The 20,626-nt window shown below is 71.4% G+C and carries 18 protein-coding genes and 1 pseudogene; 14 read left to right on the top strand and 5 right to left on the bottom strand.

Translation table 11 applies throughout. From position 1 onward, the window contains the following. The first annotated feature begins 36 nt into the window (after positions 1-36). The 4 genes and pseudogenes from DEH69_RS31455 to DEH69_RS11765 all read left to right on the top strand — a co-directional run bounded on the left by DEH69_RS31455 (position 37) and on the right by DEH69_RS11765 (position 5,283). Positions 37-210 carry a hypothetical protein gene (locus DEH69_RS31455; protein ID WP_181727396.1) on the top strand — a complete coding sequence of 58 codons (174 nt, stop codon included), beginning with the start codon at positions 37-39 and terminating at the stop codon, positions 208-210. A 130-nt stretch (positions 211-340) separates the two neighbouring features. After that, positions 341-3,163 carry a lantibiotic dehydratase gene (locus DEH69_RS11775; protein WP_181727386.1) on the top strand — a complete coding sequence of 941 codons (2,823 nt, stop codon included), beginning with the start codon at positions 341-343 and terminating at the stop codon, positions 3,161-3,163. Continuing rightward, positions 3,160-4,356, top strand: coding sequence for a lanthionine synthetase C family protein (locus tag DEH69_RS11770; protein WP_220131232.1), 1,197 nt, complete (start codon positions 3,160-3,162; stop codon positions 4,354-4,356). The genes DEH69_RS11775 and DEH69_RS11770 overlap by 4 nt, the downstream gene beginning before the upstream one ends. Before the next feature lie 190 nt (positions 4,357-4,546). Further along, positions 4,547-5,283: pseudogene (locus tag DEH69_RS11765) on the top strand (dienelactone hydrolase family protein). Positions 5,284-5,577: 294 nt separating this feature from the next. Here the strand turns inward: DEH69_RS11765 and DEH69_RS11760 are convergent. After that, positions 5,578-6,216 (bottom strand): TetR/AcrR family transcriptional regulator, encoded by a 639-nt coding sequence (locus tag DEH69_RS11760; protein ID WP_113686870.1) that lies wholly within the window; start codon positions 6,214-6,216, stop codon positions 5,578-5,580. Between the two features lie 166 nt (positions 6,217-6,382). Here DEH69_RS11760 and DEH69_RS11755 point away from each other — a divergent pair, with 166 nt between their 5' ends. The 9 genes from DEH69_RS11755 to DEH69_RS11715 all read left to right on the top strand — a co-directional run bounded on the left by DEH69_RS11755 (position 6,383) and on the right by DEH69_RS11715 (position 14,240). Then, positions 6,383-7,327 (top strand): alpha/beta hydrolase, encoded by a 945-nt coding sequence (locus tag DEH69_RS11755; RefSeq protein WP_220131231.1) that lies wholly within the window; start codon positions 6,383-6,385, stop codon positions 7,325-7,327. Beyond that, positions 7,324-8,694, top strand: a complete 1,371-nt coding sequence (locus tag DEH69_RS11750; protein WP_113686869.1) for an ABC transporter substrate-binding protein — start codon at positions 7,324-7,326, stop codon at positions 8,692-8,694. The genes DEH69_RS11755 and DEH69_RS11750 overlap by 4 nt, the downstream gene beginning before the upstream one ends. Then, positions 8,672-9,628: a carbohydrate ABC transporter permease gene (locus DEH69_RS11745; RefSeq protein ID WP_258534604.1), complete on the top strand. Its 957-nt coding sequence runs from the start codon at positions 8,672-8,674 to the stop codon at positions 9,626-9,628. Before DEH69_RS11750 ends, DEH69_RS11745 begins: the two co-directional genes overlap by 23 nt. A gap of 23 nt (positions 9,629-9,651) precedes the next feature. Beyond that, positions 9,652-10,449: a carbohydrate ABC transporter permease gene (locus DEH69_RS11740; RefSeq protein ID WP_113686926.1), complete on the top strand. Its 798-nt coding sequence runs from the start codon at positions 9,652-9,654 to the stop codon at positions 10,447-10,449. 152 nt (positions 10,450-10,601) lie between these two features. Continuing rightward, positions 10,602-10,904: a hypothetical protein gene (locus DEH69_RS11735; protein WP_258534603.1), complete on the top strand. Its 303-nt coding sequence runs from the start codon at positions 10,602-10,604 to the stop codon at positions 10,902-10,904. Positions 10,905-10,914: 10 nt separating this feature from the next. Further along, positions 10,915-12,135: a hypothetical protein gene (locus tag DEH69_RS11730; RefSeq protein ID WP_113686868.1), complete on the top strand. Its 1,221-nt coding sequence runs from the start codon at positions 10,915-10,917 to the stop codon at positions 12,133-12,135. A gap of 60 nt (positions 12,136-12,195) precedes the next feature. Continuing rightward, positions 12,196-12,996 (top strand): hypothetical protein, encoded by an 801-nt coding sequence (locus tag DEH69_RS11725; protein ID WP_113686867.1) that lies wholly within the window; start codon positions 12,196-12,198, stop codon positions 12,994-12,996. Between the two features lie 64 nt (positions 12,997-13,060). After that, a complete protein-coding gene (locus DEH69_RS11720; protein ID WP_113686866.1) occupies positions 13,061-13,723 on the top strand; it encodes a hypothetical protein in 663 nt (220 codons plus the stop codon). Positions 13,724-13,796: 73 nt separating this feature from the next. Beyond that, on the top strand, positions 13,797-14,240 hold the full coding sequence (locus DEH69_RS11715; RefSeq protein WP_113686865.1) for an SdpI family protein: 444 nt from the start codon (positions 13,797-13,799) through the stop codon (positions 14,238-14,240). On the opposite strand, the gene DEH69_RS11710 is transcribed toward DEH69_RS11715, so the two are convergent. Both DEH69_RS11710 and DEH69_RS11705 read right to left on the bottom strand, forming a co-directional pair. Next, positions 14,218-15,465 (bottom strand): HEAT repeat domain-containing protein, encoded by a 1,248-nt coding sequence (locus DEH69_RS11710; protein ID WP_113686864.1) that lies wholly within the window; start codon positions 15,463-15,465, stop codon positions 14,218-14,220. The genes DEH69_RS11715 and DEH69_RS11710 overlap by 23 nt on opposite strands. Positions 15,466-15,642: 177 nt before the next feature. Continuing rightward, positions 15,643-16,479, bottom strand: coding sequence for a hypothetical protein (locus DEH69_RS11705; protein ID WP_113686863.1), 837 nt, complete (start codon positions 16,477-16,479; stop codon positions 15,643-15,645). Positions 16,480-16,638: 159 nt separating this feature from the next. Here DEH69_RS11705 and DEH69_RS11700 point away from each other — a divergent pair, with 159 nt between their 5' ends. Further along, positions 16,639-17,682: a hypothetical protein gene (locus DEH69_RS11700; protein ID WP_220131230.1), complete on the top strand. Its 1,044-nt coding sequence runs from the start codon at positions 16,639-16,641 to the stop codon at positions 17,680-17,682. Positions 17,683-17,778: 96 nt separating this feature from the next. Here DEH69_RS11700 and DEH69_RS11695 read toward each other — a convergent pair whose 3' ends face one another. After that, positions 17,779-18,390, bottom strand: coding sequence for a DUF1080 domain-containing protein (locus DEH69_RS11695; protein ID WP_220131229.1), 612 nt, complete (start codon positions 18,388-18,390; stop codon positions 17,779-17,781). Between the two features lie 253 nt (positions 18,391-18,643). Further along, positions 18,644-20,083 carry a family 43 glycosylhydrolase gene (locus tag DEH69_RS11690; RefSeq protein ID WP_113686860.1) on the bottom strand — a complete coding sequence of 480 codons (1,440 nt, stop codon included), beginning with the start codon at positions 20,081-20,083 and terminating at the stop codon, positions 18,644-18,646. Positions 20,084-20,626 lie beyond the last annotated feature (543 nt).

Below are 20,626 nucleotides of genomic sequence, written 5' to 3'. Positions count from 1 at the left end.
GCGCGACGCCGGGAACCTCACCACAAGGAGAACCGGATGACAACGTCCCCGGCGCCAGCACCCGAACTGGCCGACGCCTTCGACCTGGACCTACGGCAGCGGCCCGTGGACGGCCTCCACGTCTGGCTGAGCGGCGGCGAGGAGGAGGGCGACACCACAGGTGACGGCTGTGGCGAGTCCCCGCCCCAGGGCCCGACGACCGGCTGCTGAAGGGGCTTCGGGACCGCGAGCGGCCCGGGTGCCCATCCCGCCCGGCCGCGTCCTCGTCATTCCCACGTCCACGCCTCCGACGAACGGTGGTGCGATGCCCCGCAGGCTGTTCTCGGCTCACCCGGTGGCCATGGCCCGATTACCGCTTCGGCCCCACCGAGAAGTCGGCCATGGGGCCGACGGTCTCCTGGCCGAGGGGATTCTCATCGCCAATCGGGGCATCGAGCCCTCAGAAGCCGACAGCGACGTTCGCACCAGGGCCACCCTGCGCGGCTACGACCTCCGTTCACGCTGCCGCACCACCCCGCACGGCGTCTTCGCGGGTGTGGCGCCAGCCTCCCTGACCGCCCGTGCCACCACGCTGCGGCTGGGCCCGGTCCACCGCGCCATCACCACACCGAGCCCACACTGGCTGTCGGCCCTCGCCGATCAACTACTGTACGAACAGCCGGAGTTGCTGCGTGCACTCACCCTGACCACCAGCAACCTGGTCACCCGGCGCGGCGACCGGCTGGAGGTCGAGCGCCCCACCGAGCGCGGCGCGGAGATCGGCAGCGTGCGGGACACCCGAGTCTCCCGTTGGCTACTCCGCGCCTGCGCGGACGGCGCGCCAGCCGCCTCCATACTCGCGGAACTGGCCGACCGTCATCCCGGCGCGAGCGCCTCCACCATCGCCCGCGCCGTGCTGCACATGATCGAGGCGGGAATCCTGCTCGGCGACCTCCTCCCGAGCGACCTTCGTGCCGACCCAATCCAGCATCTTCTGCGCCGCCTCCCGGCGCGTTCCCCAGCCGCCCGCACACTGGAGCGCCTGGGCACCCTCATCCGGGAGGCCGACGCACACCCTCCCGGCTCACCCCACCGTCGGCCCCTCCTGTCAGCGGCTCAGGATCTCGCCGCCTCCCTCCACCACTCCACGCGCCCGCTGACCGTGGACACCCTCGCCGACGCCGAGATCGCCCTGCCTCGAATCGTGAGTGACAGCGCCGCCCTTGCCGCCTCCGTCCTCTGGCGCATCGGCCACCGCAACCCACCGCTCGGCGACTACCACCGCCGCTTCAGCGCTCGTTACGGCCGCCACAGACTCGTTCCCCTTCTCGAAGCCCTCGACCCTGTGACAGGTCTCGGGCCACCGACGGCCCACGACGCACTCGGCACCGACGAGGGGCTTGTCCCCTCCCGCATGGCCGCACTGGCGTCCCTGCTCGCCGGTTCCCTCAGCACCGGTACACCAGAGATCGTTCTCCAGGACCGTGACCTCGACCGGCTCGCCAACCCCTCCCCGCTGCCGCCACCCCGCACTGCCGAGATCCACCTACAGCTCCTCAACACGGCCAGCGGGGCGCTCGGCGTCGCCGTCGTGCCCGGGACCGGCTCGCAGGACGCAGGCGCGGCATCGGGGCGCTGGACCCGCTGGCTACCCGAACTCGCCGTCACTCAGCACGCCGACGACGGAACCGGAACGATGGTCGCCGAGATCGTCTGCCGCACTCGTACCGCTGCCACCGGAGCGCTCAACGTCGAGACGGGCACCGCCCCCTGGCGTATCCCCCTCGGCGTTCCCACCCGACCGGGAGACCTGATCCCCGAGGAACTGGCCCTCACCACCACCGGTACGCATCTGCTGCTGTGGTCCACCCGCCACGACCGTCCCGTCACCCCGGTCCTCCGCAGCCGCATCGCGCCCCGTCTGCTACCCCCAGTCGCCCGTGCCCTGCATCTGCTCGGCCACGCCGGTACCCGCCCATGGCACCCCTGGAACTGGGGCCCGCTGTCGGCCTTCCCTTTCACACCCCGCGTGCGCTACCGCGACATCCTTCTCTGCCCCGCCCGCTGGCAGATACCCGCCGAACTGGCCGCCACCGCAGGCAACCGCGCCGCCTTCACCAGCGCACTCGTAGCCTGGCGGCACACCGTCCACCCCGCCCTTCCCGACACCGTGGTCGCCACCGAGAATGACCGCCATCTTCCACTCGACCTCCACGATCCCGACGAGCGCGAACTCCTGCGCCGCAGCGTCCACCGGGGCACCCGTACCCTCCACGAACCCCTCGGCTCCCCCGAAGCCCTCGGTGTCCTCCCGGGCCCCGACGGCGAACGCCACCACCTCGAACTCGTCGTCTCCCTCACCCGCCGTGACGCCCCACCCCAGCCCCGGCCCAGCCCCCACCGAGCCATCCGGGCACCGCGCGCAGGTCGCCACCTCCCCGGTGGCACCTGGCTGTCCGCCGTTCTCCCCGGTCCGGCCCACCTCCACGACGCCACCCTCACCGAGCTCACCCCGCTGCTCGACCAACTGACCATCGAAACCGGCATCGACCGCTGGTTCTGGATCCGCTACACCACCCCGGCGCTCGGCCCTCACCTTCGCCTCCGCTTCCACGGCGACCCCGCCACCCTGAACGGTCATGTTCAACCCCAACTCGCCACTGCAGTCGCCCACCTCCACCGACGAGGACTGCGCGACGGCCTCCACCTCGAGCCCTACGACCAGGAGATCGAGCGATACGGCGGCGACCAGGCCATCACCGCCGCCGAGAACTTCTTCCACGCGGACAGCGCACTCGCCCTCCATGCCCTCGCCCTCACGGAGAACCAACGCCTCCTCCTCGCCGCCGCCTCGTCCGCCGAGATCGCCACGACCCTCGCGTCCGAACAGCCTCGACGAGCCCTCGAGCCGGGCCGACTGACCCCGAACCAACGCCACCACCGGGATGCCCTCCGCCCCGCCATCCGCGACGGTGCCCAAGCCCTCGTTCCGCCCGCCCTGGCCTCCTATCACGCCCGACACCACAGAGCCCTCCTCGCCTACCGCGATCTCCTACCCATTGCGCTCACCGCCGCCTGCGCCTCCGACCTCATCCACCTGCACAACAATCGGCTCCTGGGCACCGACCCCGGCCATGAACGCCTCGTCCGAACCCTCGCCGCCGACTTCCTCCACCGCCCATGACCGACCATCTCCGCCGCATGGCCGCCACCAAGGCTGAAGAACGGGCCCGTGCCCTCAGGCCCACCGAGTCCGTCACCTCCGCCATCACCACCCGCGCCGCGCACACCCTCTGCTACGGACTGGCAGGCACCGCTCTCCTTCACGCCTGCCTCGGCGACGCGAACACCGCCGCCCACCACTGGAACGCGGCCTCTCGCGCCCTCGGCGACGCCCCATCTGACGGCGTCCACACCGGACCCGGCGCCCTCGCCACCTCGTTGATCATCGGCACCGCCCACCTCCCCGACCGCGGCCCCCACCATGCCCTCGTGCCCCGTGCCACCGGCTGGCTCTCGGCCCGCGCCCAAGCCCTCGCCCGCCACCAACAGACCAGCCCTCACCCATGGACACCCTGGGCCGTCTACGACGCGATCAAGGGCCTGAGCGGCATCGGCCGCATCCTCCTCGCCGCCCATACCACGGGCCACCACACCGATGCCGCCACGGGACTCCGAGCCGCCCTGACCACGCTCACCGGGATGATCCTCACCGACCAGGGCACCCGCCCCGGCTGGTGGCTCCCTGCCCACGCCCATCCGCCAACCGTCCGTGTTCCCCCATCGGGTGCTGCCACCACTGGCATGGCCCACGGAATCGCAGGCCCCCTCGCCTTCCTCGCCCTCGCCCAACGCGCGGGCCACACCGTCCCCGGCCAACACGACGCCATCGCCAAAGCCGCCCACTGGCTCCTCACCTGGGCAGGCCCCGGCCCCACCTGGCCACCCCACATCAGCGGCACCGACCTCGACACCGGCCCCACCCCAACGCCCAGCATCACCCCAGGTCGCAGAACGGCCTGGTGCTACGGCACCCCAGGGATCGCCACCGCCCTCAACCACGCCGGTCAAGTCCTCAACGACCCCACCCTCCTCCATGCCGCCACAACGGCCCTCGGGCACCTCGCCGCCGATCTCACTGCCTGGGACACCGAAGGTCCCGGCCTCTGCCACGGCGCGGCAGGCGTTCTCATCAGCGCCCGCCACAGCAACGCCCAGCTGGCGGCCCGCGCTGTGAACACCGCCCTGTCGCTGTCCTCCGCCACACCGGGCCTCCTCACCGGCAAAGCTGGCGCTGCCCTCGCCCTGGCTGACTACGCCCAACTCCTCGCCCACCCTCGAACGGCCCCCTGGGACGCCGTTCTGCTCGCCTCCTGAATCTTCCGCCTGAGGTGCGGGGCGGCGGCCGACCCGGGGTGCGGGTTTCATCGACCCGGCGATGCTCGTCGTGCAGCTTGTCGCGGCCGGACACACCCCGGAGTCCGCCGAGTCCTGGGCCGCGCGCTGCGCGGCGTGGGGGGAGGCGGACCCCGAGGGCATCGACGCGTTCGCGGCGGCCAGCGCCCGCATGTGGCGCGATGTCGCCGAGCGGCGACCGCGTGAGCTGGCGGGCAGGGCACTCGCCGCCTTCCCCGACCGCGGCGAGCGGCACCCAGGGGTGCTGATGTACGCGGACGGCTTCGGCATCCGGCCCGTGCTGCGGGAGATGGCCCGCGAACTGGCCGGGCACGGGTACTACGTGCTCGTCCCCAACCTCTTCTACCGGCACGGCCCGGCACCGGTGATCGAACTTCCCGAGCACATCGGTGAAGAGGTCCGGCCCGCGCTCATGGCCCAGTTGATGCCCTTGATCGAGGCGCACACCGCCGAACGTGTCCTGAGCGACGCCGACGCCTACCTCAGGTTCCTCACCGCCCAGCCCGAGGTCGGCGTCGGACCGGTCGCGGTGACCGGCTACTGCATAGGCGGCCTCGTGGCGATGCGCACCGCCGCGGCCCATCCCGGCCACGTGGCCGCCCTCGCCGCATTCCACGGCCCCGTGGGCGCGGACGGGCCCGACGCCCTCGCCGAGATCACCGCCGACGTCCACTTCGGCCACGCCGAAAGCGACCTGACGCCCAAAACCCTCGGCGAGCTCAACCGGGCCCTGGACGCCGCGGAGGTCGACTACACCTCCGAGATCTACCCCGGCACCGTCCACGGGTTCACCATGTCCGACACCGACGCCTTCGACCCGCCGGACTCCAGCGCCACTGGGACCGCCTGCTCCGCCTCCTCGACCGCACCCTGGCCAACGGCTACTGACCGAGTAGGGGCCTGACCAGCGTAGAAGGCTGCTGGTCAGGCCCCGTCGCGGAGGTGGGTAGGTGAGTCGGGCGTTCTCCGCGCGGATCATCCTGCCGCGGGCTGCCGCGGGCTGCCGCGGGCTGCCGCGGGCTGCCGCCAGGTCCTTCTCCAGATCTCTTGCGCACGTCGCCTGTTGGCGTTGGTGAGTTCGGTGATGCGGTCCGCGGACGTTCACCGCGTTGCCCGCCCCCTTCGGGGACCCGCGCCGAGCGGGCCGCGTTTACCGCTGCGTCCAGACCAACGCCACCTTGATCACCGGGTGAGGGCAAGGGCCTCCACCTGTGCGGCGGCCCATCCGATGGCGGTCGCATGGGCGGGCACGTCGCTGTCGACGAGCCAGGCCATCTCAAGGCCGCTGAGGAACGCGAGGATCTCGATGGCCTTGGCGTGCAGGTCGACGTCCGCACGGATCTCGCCTCGCGCTCGCGCGGACACCAGCGTCTCCTCGAGTCGCGCGACGGTTGCGCGGTACGTGGCGGTGAGCCGGTCCTTGAGGACGGCGTCGGTGCCGACGTTCTCCGCGACGAGGATGGCGACGAGACCCACCAGCTCGGGGTGCTTCGGCCAGTCGGCGACGACGTCGGCGACGATGTCGAAGATGCCGAGTCCGGGATCCGGACCGCCCCGCCAGAGCAGGGCGTTCTCGTGCTCGTCCCGGCGGTCGAGCACCGCGTGCAGAAGCTGCTCCTTGGTCGAGAAGTGGTGGAGCAGCCCGGTCTGAGAGACACCGGCCGCCGAGGCGATCTGGGCCAGGGACGTTCCCCTTGAGCCGTTCCGCGCGAGCAGCGATGTCGCGACCTCGATGATGCGCGCGCGTCGCGCCTCCCCACGCGCCGAGATCTTGTGGCCATCGCCCCGGGCGCCCGCGGTGGGCGTCGTTGGAGTGCTCATGCCTCCCCATACTAGACAACCGACCGAGCACTCGTTACGTTTGCGAAACAGACCGAGCACTCAGTTTGTTTCCGATGCGACGAGGAGGTCAGTCGAGATGAACTCGCGAGGACCCGGGCCCGCTTCGCGGGCGGCCGACCCGACGGCTCCGAGGATCCGCCCCGAGGTGGGCAGGTACCTGGAGCTCAACCCGGACGGGGCGATGCGGTGGGATGACACGGAGGCGCTGCGCCGGACCACCCGCGACCGCGCGCTGGCGGTGCGGGGCGCGCTTGAGCCGGTCTTCTCCTCCGAAGACCTCGACGCCTCAGGGGTGCCGGTGCGACGCGTCCTGCCATCCCCCGACGCCGTGGACGTGCTGGTATGGGTGCACGGGGGCGGCTGGGTCCACGGCGACCTCGACGGCTACGACGGAGTCGCGCGATCCCTGGCCAACCGCGCCCGGTGCGCGGTCGTTTCGGTCGACTACCGGCTGGCTCCCGAGCATCCGTTTCCCGCCGGGCTCGAGGATGTCCTGCGGGTGCTCGACTGGGCCCGATCCAGATACGGGGCCGTGGCCGTGGGCGGGGACAGTTCGGGCGGGAACCTCGCGGCCGCCGCATGTCTGGCCGCCCGTGAGCGTCAACTGGACCTCGCGGCACAGCTGCTGGTCTATCCGGTGCTCGACCACGGGGACAGCGAGTACAAGGCGGCCTTTCGGCGCCGCTATCGCGGCTTCGTCGGGCAGCGGGACTTCGGGGCCGCCGCCTGTGAACGGATCGCCTGGCTCTGGGACCAGTACGACCCCGAGGGCAGCCACCGCGACGACCCTCTCGCCGCGCCCCTCCGGGCGGCCGGTCTGAGCGGCCTTCCCCCCGCCACCGTCATCCTCGCCGAGCACGACGTGCTCCGCGGCGAGGGCGAGCGCTATGCCGATCGTCTCCGGGACGCCGGAGTGCCGGTCGACCTCCTGGCGTTCCCCGGCCAGATCCACGGGTTCTTCCAGATGGCCGGTGTGACGCCGGACGCGCGCCGGGCCCTCGACCTGGCCGGAGACGCGATCCGCAAGGCCCTCGACTCCGCGTCGCCCCGTCCCCGCACCACGCTGTTCGACCAAGGGGAGCGGAGATGACCACGTCCCTCCATGGCATGGTGGCCCTCCAGAGCCTCCGCGGACGCGCCACAACGGCCCTGCTCCTGGGGGCCGCTCTCCTCCTGGCCGCCTGCGGCCCACCCGGCGCCGGTAACCCCGGTGGGCCAGGGCCGCAGGAGCCCGCGACGAGGCTGCCCGCCGTGTCAGGACCGCTCCGCATCCTGGTCAGCACTCCTGATGTGCCCCTCTACGAGGCACTGGCCGAGGAGTTCGAGGCCGAGCATCCGGACGCGGACGTCACCGTCGACAGCGAGGACTACGCCACGCTGATCACCAACGCCCCGCGGATCCTGTCGACCAGCAATCCCCCCGACATCATCAAGCTCGGGTCCTTCGGAAACCTGGTGAAGGACGAGATGATCATCAGCCTCGACGGCTACGCGGAAGCCTACGGGTGGGACGACTGGCCACCGTCGCAGTTCCTTTCCGCGCGCGTCGCCGCGGACGGAGGGACCCGCGGCACGGGGTCGCTTTACGCGGTCGGTCCGGGCTTCGGGCTCACGGGCGTGTACTACAACACGTCGCTCGCGGGCGAGATAGGAATGTCACAACCCCCGGAGTCCGTCTCCGAGTTCGAGGACCTCTTGGACCGGGCACGCGAGAAGGGCCTGTTGCCCATGATGGTCAACGGGAAGGACGGCGGCACCGCCTTCCTGCTTCAGAACCTCCAGATGGGCCACGCGGGAACGAGCGAGCCGATGCAGGCATGGACGTTCAACCAGCCCGGCGCGGACATCGACACCGAGCCGACCGTCCAGGCCGCCGCCGCCCTCCAGGCATGGGCCGCCGACGGGTACCTCCCCGACGATGTCAACAGCATCGACCAGTCCGCCGCGCCGATCCGGTTCACGGAAGGCGAGGGCGTCTTCTTTCCGAGCGGCAACTGGCACGCACCCGGGCTCGACGAGTCCTCAGGCGACTTCGGCTTCTTCCTGTTCCCGCCGATGGAGGAGGGCGGCCCGTACTCGGCCATGACGGCCGGTTCGAACCTGGCGATCTCCGCACGGTCGGAACACCCCCAGGAGGCGGCCGCCTTCCTTGACTTCGTCCAGACCGACGCGAGCGCCCGCGAGCTCACCGTTCGCCTGGGAGGGCTGATCCCCGCCGGTCCCGAGAGCGCGCCCATGCCCGCGACCGAGCGCGGCTCGGCCGTGAGCGACACCGTGGCGGCGTTCGGGCACCTCGTGGCCAGCGACGGACTGGTCGACTTCATGGCGAACGCCACCGCCTCCATCCAGGTGAGCACGATCGTTCCCTCGATCCAGTCGCTCCTGGCCGGACGGATCACACCCGAAGAGCTGGCCAGCCAGTTGGAGGACGGCTATGAGCGCGAACTCGGCCGTTGAGCCGGGGCGGGCGGTCCGTGAACGGGGAGGTAAGCCGACGCGCGCGCCCAGGAAGCGCGTCCCGCCGCACATCGCCGGCCGCTCGATGGCGGGCCTCGTCTGGGCGGGCCCGGCCCTGGTGGCGTACGCCGTGTTCGTGGTGTACCCGTTCACGCAGGCGGTTCGGTACTCGCTCTACGACTGGGACGGCTTCGGATCGGCGCGGTTCGTCGGGATCGACAACTACCGGCGCGTGCTGACCGATCCCCAGCTGGCGGGCTCGATCGGCCACGCCTTCGTGCTGATCGTGTTCTTCACCGTCATCCCGGTCGGCGCGGGCCTGCTCTGCGCGGCGGCGCTGAGCCGCGTGGATCGCGGCCCGGTCGGGGGACTGGCGCGCGCGGTGCTGATCGTTCCCCAGATCCTGCCCCTGGTGGGCGCCGCCATCGCGTGGACCTGGGCCTACTCGTCCGAGGGCGCGATCAACCAACTCCTCGGGGCCCTCGGTCTCGGGGGCCTCGCACGCCCATGGCTGGCCGACTTCGACACGGCCCTCCCCGCGGTCGGGCTCATCGGCACCTGGGTCTCGTTGGGCTTCTGCACGGTCCTGCTCCTCTCGGGCGTCGGCCGCATCGACACAAGCCTCTTCGAGGCCGCCCGTCTCGATGGCGCGGGCCACTTCAGAGAGCTGACGACCGTGCTGATTCCCGGCGTTCGCCGCGAGATCGCCGTCTGCGTGACCGTGACGGTGATCGCCGCCCTCGCCAGCTTCGACATCGTCTACGTCTCCACCGGCGGTGGTCCGGGCACCGAGACCATGGTCCCCGGCGTGGAGATCTACCGGCTGACCTTCCTGAGCCAGCAGGTGGGGCAGGCGTCCGCGCTCGGTGTCGCGTTGACCGTGCTCGTGCTCGCGGTGGTGCTGCCGCTCCAGTGGCTGGGGCGTGAGCGATGACCAGGCGCTGGCCCCCGACCCGCATGCTCCAGTACGCGCTGCTGCTGGCACTCATCGTCTACACCCTGTTGCCGCTGCTCAGCATGCTGACCACCGCACTCGCGCCCGAAGGCTCCGCGCCGCGCGGCATCGCATGGCCAGGCGATCCCCAGTGGGGCAATTTCCGTCTGGCCTGGCGCGAAGCGGACCTGCTTCCGCTACTGCTGTCCAGCAGCCTGATCGTGCTCGCGGTCGTACCGGTCTCGCTGGTGCTGGCCACCTCCGCGGGATACGCCTTCGCGTTCCTGCGCGTTCCGGGACGGAGAGTGCTCTACGTCGGCTTCCTGGCCGGACTCGCCCTGCCACTGGAGGCCCTGATCACCCCGCTGTACTACCAAGCGCGCTCGCTGGGGACCTTCGAGAGCCGCTGGGCGATCATCCTGCCTCTGGTCGGGCTGTTCATGTCCTTCGGCGTGTTCTGGATGACAAACCAGTTCAGGAGCCTTCCCCCCGAACTCCAGCAGGCCGCCCAGCTCGACGGCGCCTCCCAGTGGCAGGTATTCCGTCACGTTCACCTGCCCCTCGTGCGATCCGGCCTGTCCGTCCTGGGCATCCTGTACTTCCTCTGGACGTGGAACCAGTTCCTGCTCGCCCTGGTGCTCGTCAGCGATCCCCACGATCGCACCATGGCCGGGGCACTCGGGACCTTCCAGAGCCAGTACGGAACCGACATCGTCCTGTTGTGCGCCGCGGCCCTGATCGTCATGATCCCCTCCCTGCTCATCTACCTGGTGTTCCAGCGGCAGTTCGTCAACGCCATCCTGCAAGGGGGACTGAAGTAGCACGGGAGGGCTGTCGGCCCCGGGCGTCGACCAGCCCTCCGTCGCCGCCCTCCGGCGCGGACGGCCGCCGGATCCGCGAGAACCGCCGGGCCCCGCCGCGCGTCATGGGTCGTGAGTAAAGAAGTGACCAAGTGGCCGACCGCGGGGGAGCAGTGAGCAGCGATCTGTACATAGACGGCGAGATGCTCGCCGAGGTGCGCGGCAATCTGACGCGCATCACCGACATCCTCAACGATCCCGCCGAGGCGATCAGCGACGTCGGCACCGGGGAGGCGGGCGTCGCGGCGCTCTCCGACCGGCTGGGGGAGTTCGGCGACGAGTGGAGCTACGGCATCGGGCGGATCGGGGAGTTCGCGCGGAGCGCCGCGGAGATCCTGACCCAGGTGGAGCGGCAGTTCGACGAGCTCGACCTGAGTCTGGCCGAGGAGCTCCAGGCCGCCAACGAGGGCTCCTGAGGGGGGAACGATGTCCTTTCCACGCAAGCCGCACATCAACGACTTCCCCGCGCTCGGCTTCGTCCCGTGCCCGGGCGACCAGGAGTCGATCGACACCGTCGGCACGGCGTTCGGCACCACGGCCGAAGTGCTCGAAGAGGTCAACGCCGTGCTCAGCGGCGCCGACGCGGGCGAGTGGCGCGGGCGCACGGCGCGGGAGTTCAGGCGGATGCTGCGCGACGACTTCCAGCCGAAGGTGCAGGACGCGCTCCAGTCGTTTGGCGAGGCCCACCGGGCCATCGGCGACTGGCTGGTGACGATGGGCGACTTCCAGCGGCGGGCCGATGTGCTCGAGGTGGACGCGGCGGCTGCGCTGGCCGACCTGGAGGCCGCTAGGACGAGCATCGACGGACTGCCGCCCGAGCCCGGCCCGTTCGAGCCCGAGCCCGAGACGGAGGAGGAGCGCGGCGAGCAGGAGCGCAACGCCGAGGAGCGCGAGCGCCAGGAGACCGCCTACCGCGTCGCCGAGGCCGCGCTCTCCGAATTCAGGGACCGCGGCGAGCGGTTGCGGCAGGACTACGACGCCGAGGGCCGCACCATCGCGGGCCGCCTCCAGAACGCCATCGACATCGCGCCCAACGAGCCCGGCCTGTGGGACCGCATCGGCGACGCGCTCGGCGACCTCGTCGAGGGACTGACCGATCTGCTCGACGAGTTGGGCGCGGCGTTCATCGACCTGATGACCGAGCTGGCCCCGATCCTGTCCAAGATCGGCGCGCTCACGGGACTGCTCAGCTCGATCACGGGGCTGCTGGCGTTCATACCCGGGCTCCAGTTCCTCGGGGGCGTCTCGCTCGTGCTGGCCGGGATCTCGATGGCCGCCAACTACCTCTCGGCGGTGGGGGAGACGGGCAGCTTCACGGCCGCCCTGGCCGATCCCGCGTTCCTGCTCTCGGCGGCCAGCTTCGCCTTCGGCGCCGGTTCGTTCATCGGCATGAACGTGCTCCACGGCATGCGGGCCACCCAGACGCTCGGCAACGTGCCGGGGGTGTTCGGCTGGGCCATGCGCAACGGCACGAGCGCCAGCGCGCTGCCCGGCGTCATGGGCCTGACGTGGGTCACCAACGCCAATACGGCGGGCCTGCGCTTCATGGACGGCTTCGGCAACGCCGGGACCGTGCGGGACATGTACAGCGGCGCCTTCTGGACCTCGGGCTGGCGGACGAACTCCTCACCTGTGGCCCGGAATTGACCGTCGCAAGGAATTGACCGTCGCCCGGAATCGACCACGGGCCGAGGAGAGGGACACACCATGGAGACAGCGGACGGCGGGACGGAAGGGCCCGAGAGGGCGGCGCGGGAGGGGGCGGCACGGCCCGAGGAGTCGGCGCGGGCCGAGAAGTCGGCACCCGAGGGCTCGGCAACCGAGGGCTCGGCACCCGAGGAGGCCATGTTCGGCGGGGGGCCGCCCGCGTTGCTCTACCTGCCGAACGACTGGTTCGACTTCCTCAGCGAGGGCCCCGACGCGGAGGCGGCTCGCCGCCGCTACGAGGACCTGATGCCGCGCGCCTTCCCCCACATGCCCCCGGAGGGGCACCGGGAGATCCTTGACGGGCTGATGCTCTGGCGCGACGCGCTGTGGTCCAACGGGTTCCTCACTCATGGCATCATCTGTGTGCCACCGGACGACGGCAGGGCGGCGGCGCTATGGCAGATCATGGTGACCACGATGCGGCTGCCGAGGGTCAACCCCGACATCGACACCACGGCACTGCTCACGCGGATGATCCCGCGGTCGGACATCGGCTATGTCACCCATGTCGAGAGCTATGGGACGGAGATGGGGCTCGGTCTCGGCGTCATCGGCCGCACGACCCTGACCCCGCCGGGGGCCCCGCTGCCCGAGGGGGCCACCGAGGCGCCGAAGGGGGGCATGGCCGCAGCGCTGTCCTTCGCGCCGGGCGCCGAGTACGGGCTGCTGGTCACGGGCGTGTGCATGGATCCCGAACAGGACGAGATGCTGGCCATGCTGATCGCCCTCATCGCGGGGAAGTCCACACTGGCGAGCGACGCCGCCCCACCGGACACCCAGGCGAAGGCGCTGGTCCGATAGCGGCTTCCGACGGTGGCGGCTTTCGACGGTGGCGGCTTTCGACGGAAGAGGCGAGCAGAGGCAGATGGCGCGCAAGAGACTGATCAACCCGTACACACCACGCCACGAGTTCCCGCCCGACCTGCGGCGGCGGCACACGTTGCGGCATGTCCACGAGGTCGGCATCGGAGCGATCGCGCACCACCCCCTGCCCTACCGCAGGCCGCGCCCCGGCCTCGCGATCGGCGTCTCCCTCGCGGTCTTCCTCGGTCTCGGCCTGGTGGGCGGGACCGGCATGGCGCGGGCGGGCCAGCCGTTCTGGATCCCACCGGCCGCGGGCCTCGGATGCTGGCTGGCCCTCGTCGGCCTGCCCATCATCCTCCCGCAGTCGCTCGCCCGTGCCGCGAGGCGACGCCGGGTGGAACGGGTCCTCGACGCCATGCCCGCCCACCGCGGCGCGGCCCACACGGTGCCGGGGCAGCTCGGCAAGGACACCGGCGTGGTGACCTACCACGGCGGCTGGCTCAGGACAGCCACCCCGGGAGGGACGGCCGCCGCCATCCCGTTCGCGGACATCGCCCTGGCCGAGGAGCTGCCGGGGAAGGGCTTCTGGGGATTCCCTGGCGTCGACATCATGAACAGGGCCGGGGAATGGACCGAGATCCGGACCACCGACAACCGGGAGCTGCTTGACACGCTGGAGCACTCCGGCGTTCCCGTGCTGCGCACCGCCAAGGGGATCAGGTAGGCGAGCTGGGCCGGTTGTGTGGCGACTGTGGAGCAGCCGGGGGAACGGCAGGTCAGACAAGTACGCTGACCGCATGACCGACGCGGTTACCACCGGCACGGCCATCACCACGGCACTCGCCCTCACCGTGGCCGGAGTGCTCCTGCTGGCGCTCGGACTCCTGCCGCAGCGCGGCAAGTTGAGCAGGAACGCCTTCCTCGGCATACGGACCGTGCGCGCCCTGGAGAGTGACGAGGCATGGCGCACCATGCACCGCGTCGCGGGCCCCTGGGTCACGGCCGGGGGCGTCCTGCTGCTGCTCGTGGCGTTCTCCGGCTTCTACCTCGATCGCGAACCGGCGTTCAGCGTCACGGTGTTGACGGCCACGGGCGCCTGTGTGGCGCTGCTGTTCACCGGCGCGTGGCGCGGCAGCCGCGCCCTGCGGCCCACGGCCGCCGCCCCCGCGGGTGGCCGAGGACCGGGTGCGGGCGTGGGTCCTCGGCCGGGTGGTGGGGTCAGCGGCGCCGGAAGAGGTTGAGGCGCTGCTGCCATGTCGGGCCCATGCCCGGCTGCTTGGGCCGCGCGTGCGTGAACCGCTCGAAGCGGGCGATGTCGCTCGGCTCCGCGAAGGAGTCGAAGATCGTGCGCGCCTCCGCGCTGACCGGCGCGTCCTGGGCCATGAGCGTAAACAGCAGGTCACCGCCGCGCAGCACGGCGAGCGAACGGTGCCTGATCTCGTAGTCGGGGCGCGCCGCCAGGCCGTGCAGCGCGCGCAGCAGCCGTATCGGGTGCTCGGGCGTCAGGTCCGCGTTGAGCGGCGACAGGAGCTCGAGAACGATGTGCACCTCGGCCGCGGGAAGCTCGGGCGCGCCCTCGAGCGCCGCGAGCACCGCGGGGATGCCCGACGGGTGGCTGCGCACGAAGTGCCGGGCCCGGCTGATGAGTTGAAGGTCACGCGCGGGCCGCTCCGCCCGCGCGGCAAGGCCGATCGCCTCGCGCACCAGCTCCTGGGGCGTCGGCTCGCCCAGCGCCTGCACCGCCCGCAGGCTCACCGGTGGCGCCTTGTCGAGGGCCAGCAGCGTCAATGCCTCACGTGTCTCACCCTCCTCCCCGCCCCTGCCCGAACCCGCCAGCTCCTCCACGGACTTCAGCCGCACATCCGTGTGCGGCGAGAGCGCGGCGTGCAGCCCGTCGGCCACCGCGGCGTCGCCCTCGTGGGCCAGCACCGCCAGCAGACCGTTCAGATTCTGCTGCCCCTGCTGCGACTTCTCCGCCTGGAGCCGCCGCTCGATCACCGCCCTCGGCACCGGGTAGCTGCGCAGGGTGTCCGCGATGTCCCAGATCAGCGAGCCACTGGGCTGCGCCCTGGCGAGCGTGTCGAGCAGCGGCCCCACCGCGTCGTCGTCGCGCACGTCCTTCAACGCCCGCGCCGCCGCCCACCGGCACGCCGGGTCGGCCAGCGACGCCGTGAGCACCGGGCCCGCCTGCTGGTCGCCGATCCGGTGCAGCGCCTCGATGATCCCCTGCTTCAGGCCCGCGCTCTCGTCCGCCGACTCGTCCGCCGCCGGGACCCTGCTGACCTGGTCGCGATGCTGGGCTGAGGCGGTGACCAGCGCCCTGAGCCGCTTGATCAGCACCGGGACCACATGCGGCCCCTGCGTGCTGAGCTCGGCGAGGACTCTCTCGCGCGGGCTCTGGTCGGCGACATCACCCGCCCGCCAGGAGCCCAGCTGCTCGATCAGGTCTTCCACGCGCTCGGTCATCCGGTCCAAGACTCCTCTACTGCTCGCGCGTCAAACGCCTTACGGCGCCCGTCGGTTGACAACCGTAGTCATTCGGGCGACCGGCTCCGACCGGGATCACCACTGTCCCCCGGTCGCCGCCACGGCTGTGAACGGATCTCTACGTATCGTTAACTGTCCCCACTCAGGCGGGAGTCGTCAGGCGGGCCTGAGACGGTCGGGGAAGCGCAGGGGATACCCCAGCCGCGCGCACCGCGCCTCGAAGCCAGGCGGCAGCCACGCGCAGGACAGCAGCCGCGGATGCGCGGGAAACGCGTGCAGCGCCGTCAGCACAAAGATCAACGATGCCCAGGGCGTGTGCAGTTGGGCGGCGACATGGCCGCCGTTCCCGCTGACGAAACCGCACTGGAGCCGCTCGGGACCCACCAGCTCCACCGAGGTCGGCGTGCCCCAGTCCCAGGTGTACGCGGCCGCGAAGGGGTTGAGGAAGTGGAACCCCAGATCGCTGACCACCACCTCTCCCGACGCCTCGGGCACCCAGCGGGGCTGGAGCGCCGCCTGCGCGGCACGGCGCCGCGCGGCGTTCCCCATCGCCGAGCCGATCAACGTGCCCGCCACCAGCGCCGGATGGCCGAACGCCACCACGCCGCTGTGCGTCCAACTCCCGTCGCCCACCGCGCGCCAGGTGAGATAGAACGCCGGGCCGACCGCCAACGGCCGCTCTCCCGGCCTGAGTCGGGCCGTGGTCGCCACCATGGGCCGCTGGTCGAGCGCGCCCGCGAGGTGATCGCTGAGGATGTCGCACGTGTACCAGAGGTACTGGTCGAGATAGCCCCAGGGCGGCTCGGGGGCGGCCCCAGGGTCGACCGCGGTGGGCATCTCGCCAGGAGCGCCGGTCGGGGCGCCTGTCGCGACGCCGATTGCCGCGCCCGCCTCGGTCGGGGCGTCGGGGGCGCCGTTTGCCGCGCCCGCCTCGGTCGGCGCCTCCGCGCCGTCCCGGTCGTCGGGGCCCCAGGGCCCCCACTCCTGTCCCACCGGACCCCACCCCCGCGACCCCGCGACATCCTCACCGCGCCGACAGGCCGTGACGGCGCGCACATCCCAGGGTACGCGGCCCCGGTGGCCCAGGGGCGGCCTTCTGGGCGGAACGATCTGTTTACACAACGGTAGAACTCGGACACTACGGTGAGATACATGATCGATGCGCAAGTGTCGCGCCGCTCCGCGCCGGGCGGGCTCCTGGGCGGAACCGCCGGGCCCCGTCCCACCGGACCGGCCGCCTGGGCGCGCCGCCCCCGGCCGCTCCGTGTGCTGATCGCCACCAACGAGCCCTGGGGCACCTACCATGTCGCCCCCCTCCTCGACGAGGCCGCACGCCGCCGCTGGGACCTCACCCAACTCGTCCCCGACTACGAGGGCATCGCCCCTGGCGACCCCGTCCAGGTCGCCACCCCCGCCGACGCCCCCGAGGCCGACCTCCTCGTGGTCACCGGCGCGGGAGACTGGCCCGCGGACTGCGCCGCCCGGTTCCGCCGCCTGCCGCTCAACGCCTCCGCGCTCGCCCACCAGCGGCCGGCGCAGGCCCCACGCGCCGGCGAACTACGCCGCCGCGTCCGCCTGTTCACCGCCTCCTCGGCGGCGGAAGGACGCGCGTTCGCCGACTGCTTCGGCACCAGACGCCCCGTGCGCACCGTCGGCTCGCCCCAGACCGACGACCTCCCCCCGCGCCGCCCCGAGCCCGGCCTGGTGCTCGTGCTCACCAGCGTCGCCCACCCCGACCGGACCGGGGACGCCGCGCCCGGCACCGAGCTGCTGCTCGCGTCGGCCGAACGGCTCGCCGCGGCGGGCAAGCGGATCCTGGTCGGCCTGCACCCGCGCGAGGACCGTTCGCTGTGGGAACGCTGGGAGATCAGCACCGTGCCCTCCGTGACCGCGTCGGCGCGGGCCGAGGCCGCCATCGGCATCCCCGGCACCGTCTTCCCCCTCGTCGCCGCCGTCGGCACGCCGCTCGTCGGCTGCGTCGACCCCGAACTGACCGTCCCCGACTACCTGTTGTCCGTCTGCTCCACCACGGTCGACGACCCCGCCGACGCGCTCGCCGCGATCGACACCGCCCAACTTCCCGCCCCCGCCACGCTGTCGGACGCCGTCGGCCCCATCGGCGGCTCGGCCGACCGGCTGCTCGACGCCTGGCACGAACGCACCGCCGCCGCCCAACCGGCCGCCATGGCCGCGTAGACCGCGTAGACCGCGGAGACCGCGGAGAAGCGCCGAGAGGGCGGACACGGCGTGTGCGCGTCCGCCCTCCCCCTCACCGAGGCGTCATGGAGCCGTCTACAGATCCATGATCTGGATGTCGCGGAACCACACGTTCGAGCCGGTGTGGTGGTTCTGCAACCCGACGCGGCCCGAGCTCAGGTCGCGGTCCGGACTGGCGTTCTCGGTGTCGTAGTCGTTGATCAGCATGCCGTTGAGATACACCTGGACGCGCAGATCCTGGACCACGATCTCGTAACTGTTCCACTGGCCAGGCGGGTTGAGGGCCTGATCGCGGGCCTCGATGTCGGCGCCCTGGAAGCTGTAGATCGCGCCCGTGGTGCGCTCGGGCACGTCCGTGGCGTCGATCTGCACCTCGAACGCCTGGTTGCGCGCCACGGGATCGCCCTGCGGGTCGGGAAGCCCGATGTGCACACCGGAGTTGTCGTCCCCGCCCATCTTCCAGTCCAGCTTCAGGCGGTAGTCCGTGAACTCCTCGGGATAGGACAGGAGTCCGAGGCCGCCCACCGACCGGATGGTGCAGTCGGCCTGCGAGATGAAGCCACCGGGGGCGGCCATCTCCCAGGCGGCCAGGCTCTCCTGGGTGCCGTCGAACAGCATGCGGTAGCCGTCGTCGGGCTCGGCCGGGACGCACGCCTCCTGCTGGATCCGCAGATGGTCCCAGTTCACATGGCGGTCGTCGTCCTCGCCCGCGGAGACCGTGATGGTGTTCGCCCCCGCCTCCAGATCGAGCTGCTCGACGTGGTCCGCCCACGTCTGCCACGTCCCGGTCGTCTCGACCGCGATCTGGCCCAGATCCTCACCGTTGACATCGAGCGAGATCGGAGGCTGGGAGGGAAAGCGCTATCCAGGGTGACCTGGAAAAAGCCACCGGACCGGGCCCACCTCGTCGTCGTGTCGCCGCCCGGTCCGGTGGCAGCTTTCAGTCGGTGTAGACCTCGGCGCGGTCCACACTCACGAACGCGGCCCCCGAGTCGGGATTGCGCTCTCCCGTGACCCGGATCCGCAGCGTGTGCTCGCCGTGCGGCAGGCGTGGGCTGAGGTACTGGAGCGTTTCGCCCGTCCTGATGGGCCCGTGGAAGTCGACGCGTTGCTCGGGGCCGCCGTCGACGCTGATCGCGGCGATGCCGTTGCCGGTGTCCTGCACGGAGAGCAGCGCGATCCTGGTGCCCGTGAACGTGAACGTCGCGGTGTTCCCCGCCTGGTCGCTCCAGTGGTCGTCGCCCCAGAAGCACTGGGCCGCGCAGCCGGAGCCGGAGTTCCACGTGCCCTCGTAGGCCACGGCGCCGTCGCCGCTCGAACGGCCGTCGTCGTTGATCCAGTAGGTGCCGGAGCCGGGGTCGCCGGACGGGAGGTCCTGGGTCGCGCCCAACGCGAGCGGCGTGCCGAGATCCGGGCTGCCGTCGGCGTTCCAGCCGATCTTCTGGGCGCGCGTCGTGCGGTTGGTGTAGGTGAGGTCCGTGGTGGTCTTGGCGTGGTAGATGATCCAGTCCTCCGTCCCGTCGGGGGACTGGAAGAAGGCGTGGTGTCCGGGGCCGTAGACGCCCACCGCGTCGTTGCGCGCGAACACGGGCCCGTCGTGCTGGATCCAGTTGCCCGGCACCAGCGGGTCGGCGCCGTCGGGCAGGGACATCATCCACACCTGGTAGTCGGGCTTGCCGGTGTCGCACGTCGAATACGTCATCCACGTACGGCCGTTGCGGTACAGGAACTCAGGGCCCTCGCGGACCTCGGGGCAGCCGCCGTCCCCGTCGATCGCGACGGCGTCGCCCGAAACGGTCCAAGGGTTCGACATCGGCGCGATGTTGAGGCCGTTGTGGTGGTACTCGTTGATGCCGCTGTAGGCCAGGTAGAGCCGCCCGCCGTGCTGGAGGATCCCGGGGTCGATGGCGAAGTCGTCCAGGTGGTTGGGCGGGGCGAGCTTGGCCTTGAAGTGGTAGGGCCCGGTGGGGTCGTCGCCCTCCGACTCCAGGACATAGAGCCTGTGGTGCTCGTCCACGCCGTCGTCGGCCGTGTAGTACATGTACCAGCGGCCGTCGAAGCGGTAGAACTCGGCGGCCCAGATGTGCTGGTTCCGCGAGGGGTCGGAGTCGGTCCACACGGTGACGGGGTCGGCGGCCAGCAGGGTGCTCAGCGAGGGCGAGCTCCACATCTTGATGCTGCCACCCTGGGTGGTGGTGAGGTGGTACTCGCCGTTCGCATACGTCGCGAACGGGTCGGGTCCGGGGTTGAGCGGATTGCGGAACGTTCCCGCGGCGGTGGGTGACATCGTGTCCTCGGCGGTGGCCTGCGGTATCAGGACCAGGCCGACGAGCAGCGCGAACACTGCCGTGACCAGTGGAATCCTGGATCGGACGCGCATCAGCGGCTCCCTCTGTCATGACGACGTGGGTTGGCGTGCCCATGGCATCACGTCGCTTACAACGATGTAAATACGCGCGACAAAAGTCCCTCTCCGGGCATGGCCTGTGTCGAACAGACCGTGCCGCGCCTGCCCGGGGCAGCGGCGGCCCAGCGGGCGCGCTGGCTGAGGTCGGCGTGGGGGTGGTGGGGTGGCGGCGGGTGGAGGTCGGGTGGTGGCGGCGGTGGGGCGGTGAGGTGGTGGTTGCGGTGGTGGCCGGGGCGGTGGGGGCGGTGGGTTGGGGAGGCGTCAACTGGCGTATGGAGCTGGGCTCGTTCGGTGGATGGACTTGGTTGCTTGGAGGGAGAGCGCTCTCCGGGGCGGCTGGTCGTCCGGCGTGTGCGTGTGTGGATGGGGCTTGGCGGCCGGGGCGGGTCCGACGGGACGTCAGGTCGGTGCCGCGCCCTGTGCCTGTTCGGTGAACGCTGCTGGTGACGCGGGCGGGGGAGAGCGCTCTCCTGGCTGCTCGACGTGCCGGGGGAGAGCGGTTTCCCGGAGGCCCGC

This window comes from Streptomyces sp. PT12, from assembly GCF_003311645.1.
Taxonomy (GTDB): Bacteria; Actinomycetota; Actinomycetes; order Streptomycetales; family Streptomycetaceae; genus Streptomyces.
Note: the sequence above shows the minus strand (reverse complement) of the source record. Positions and strands in the feature narration are given on the sequence as shown.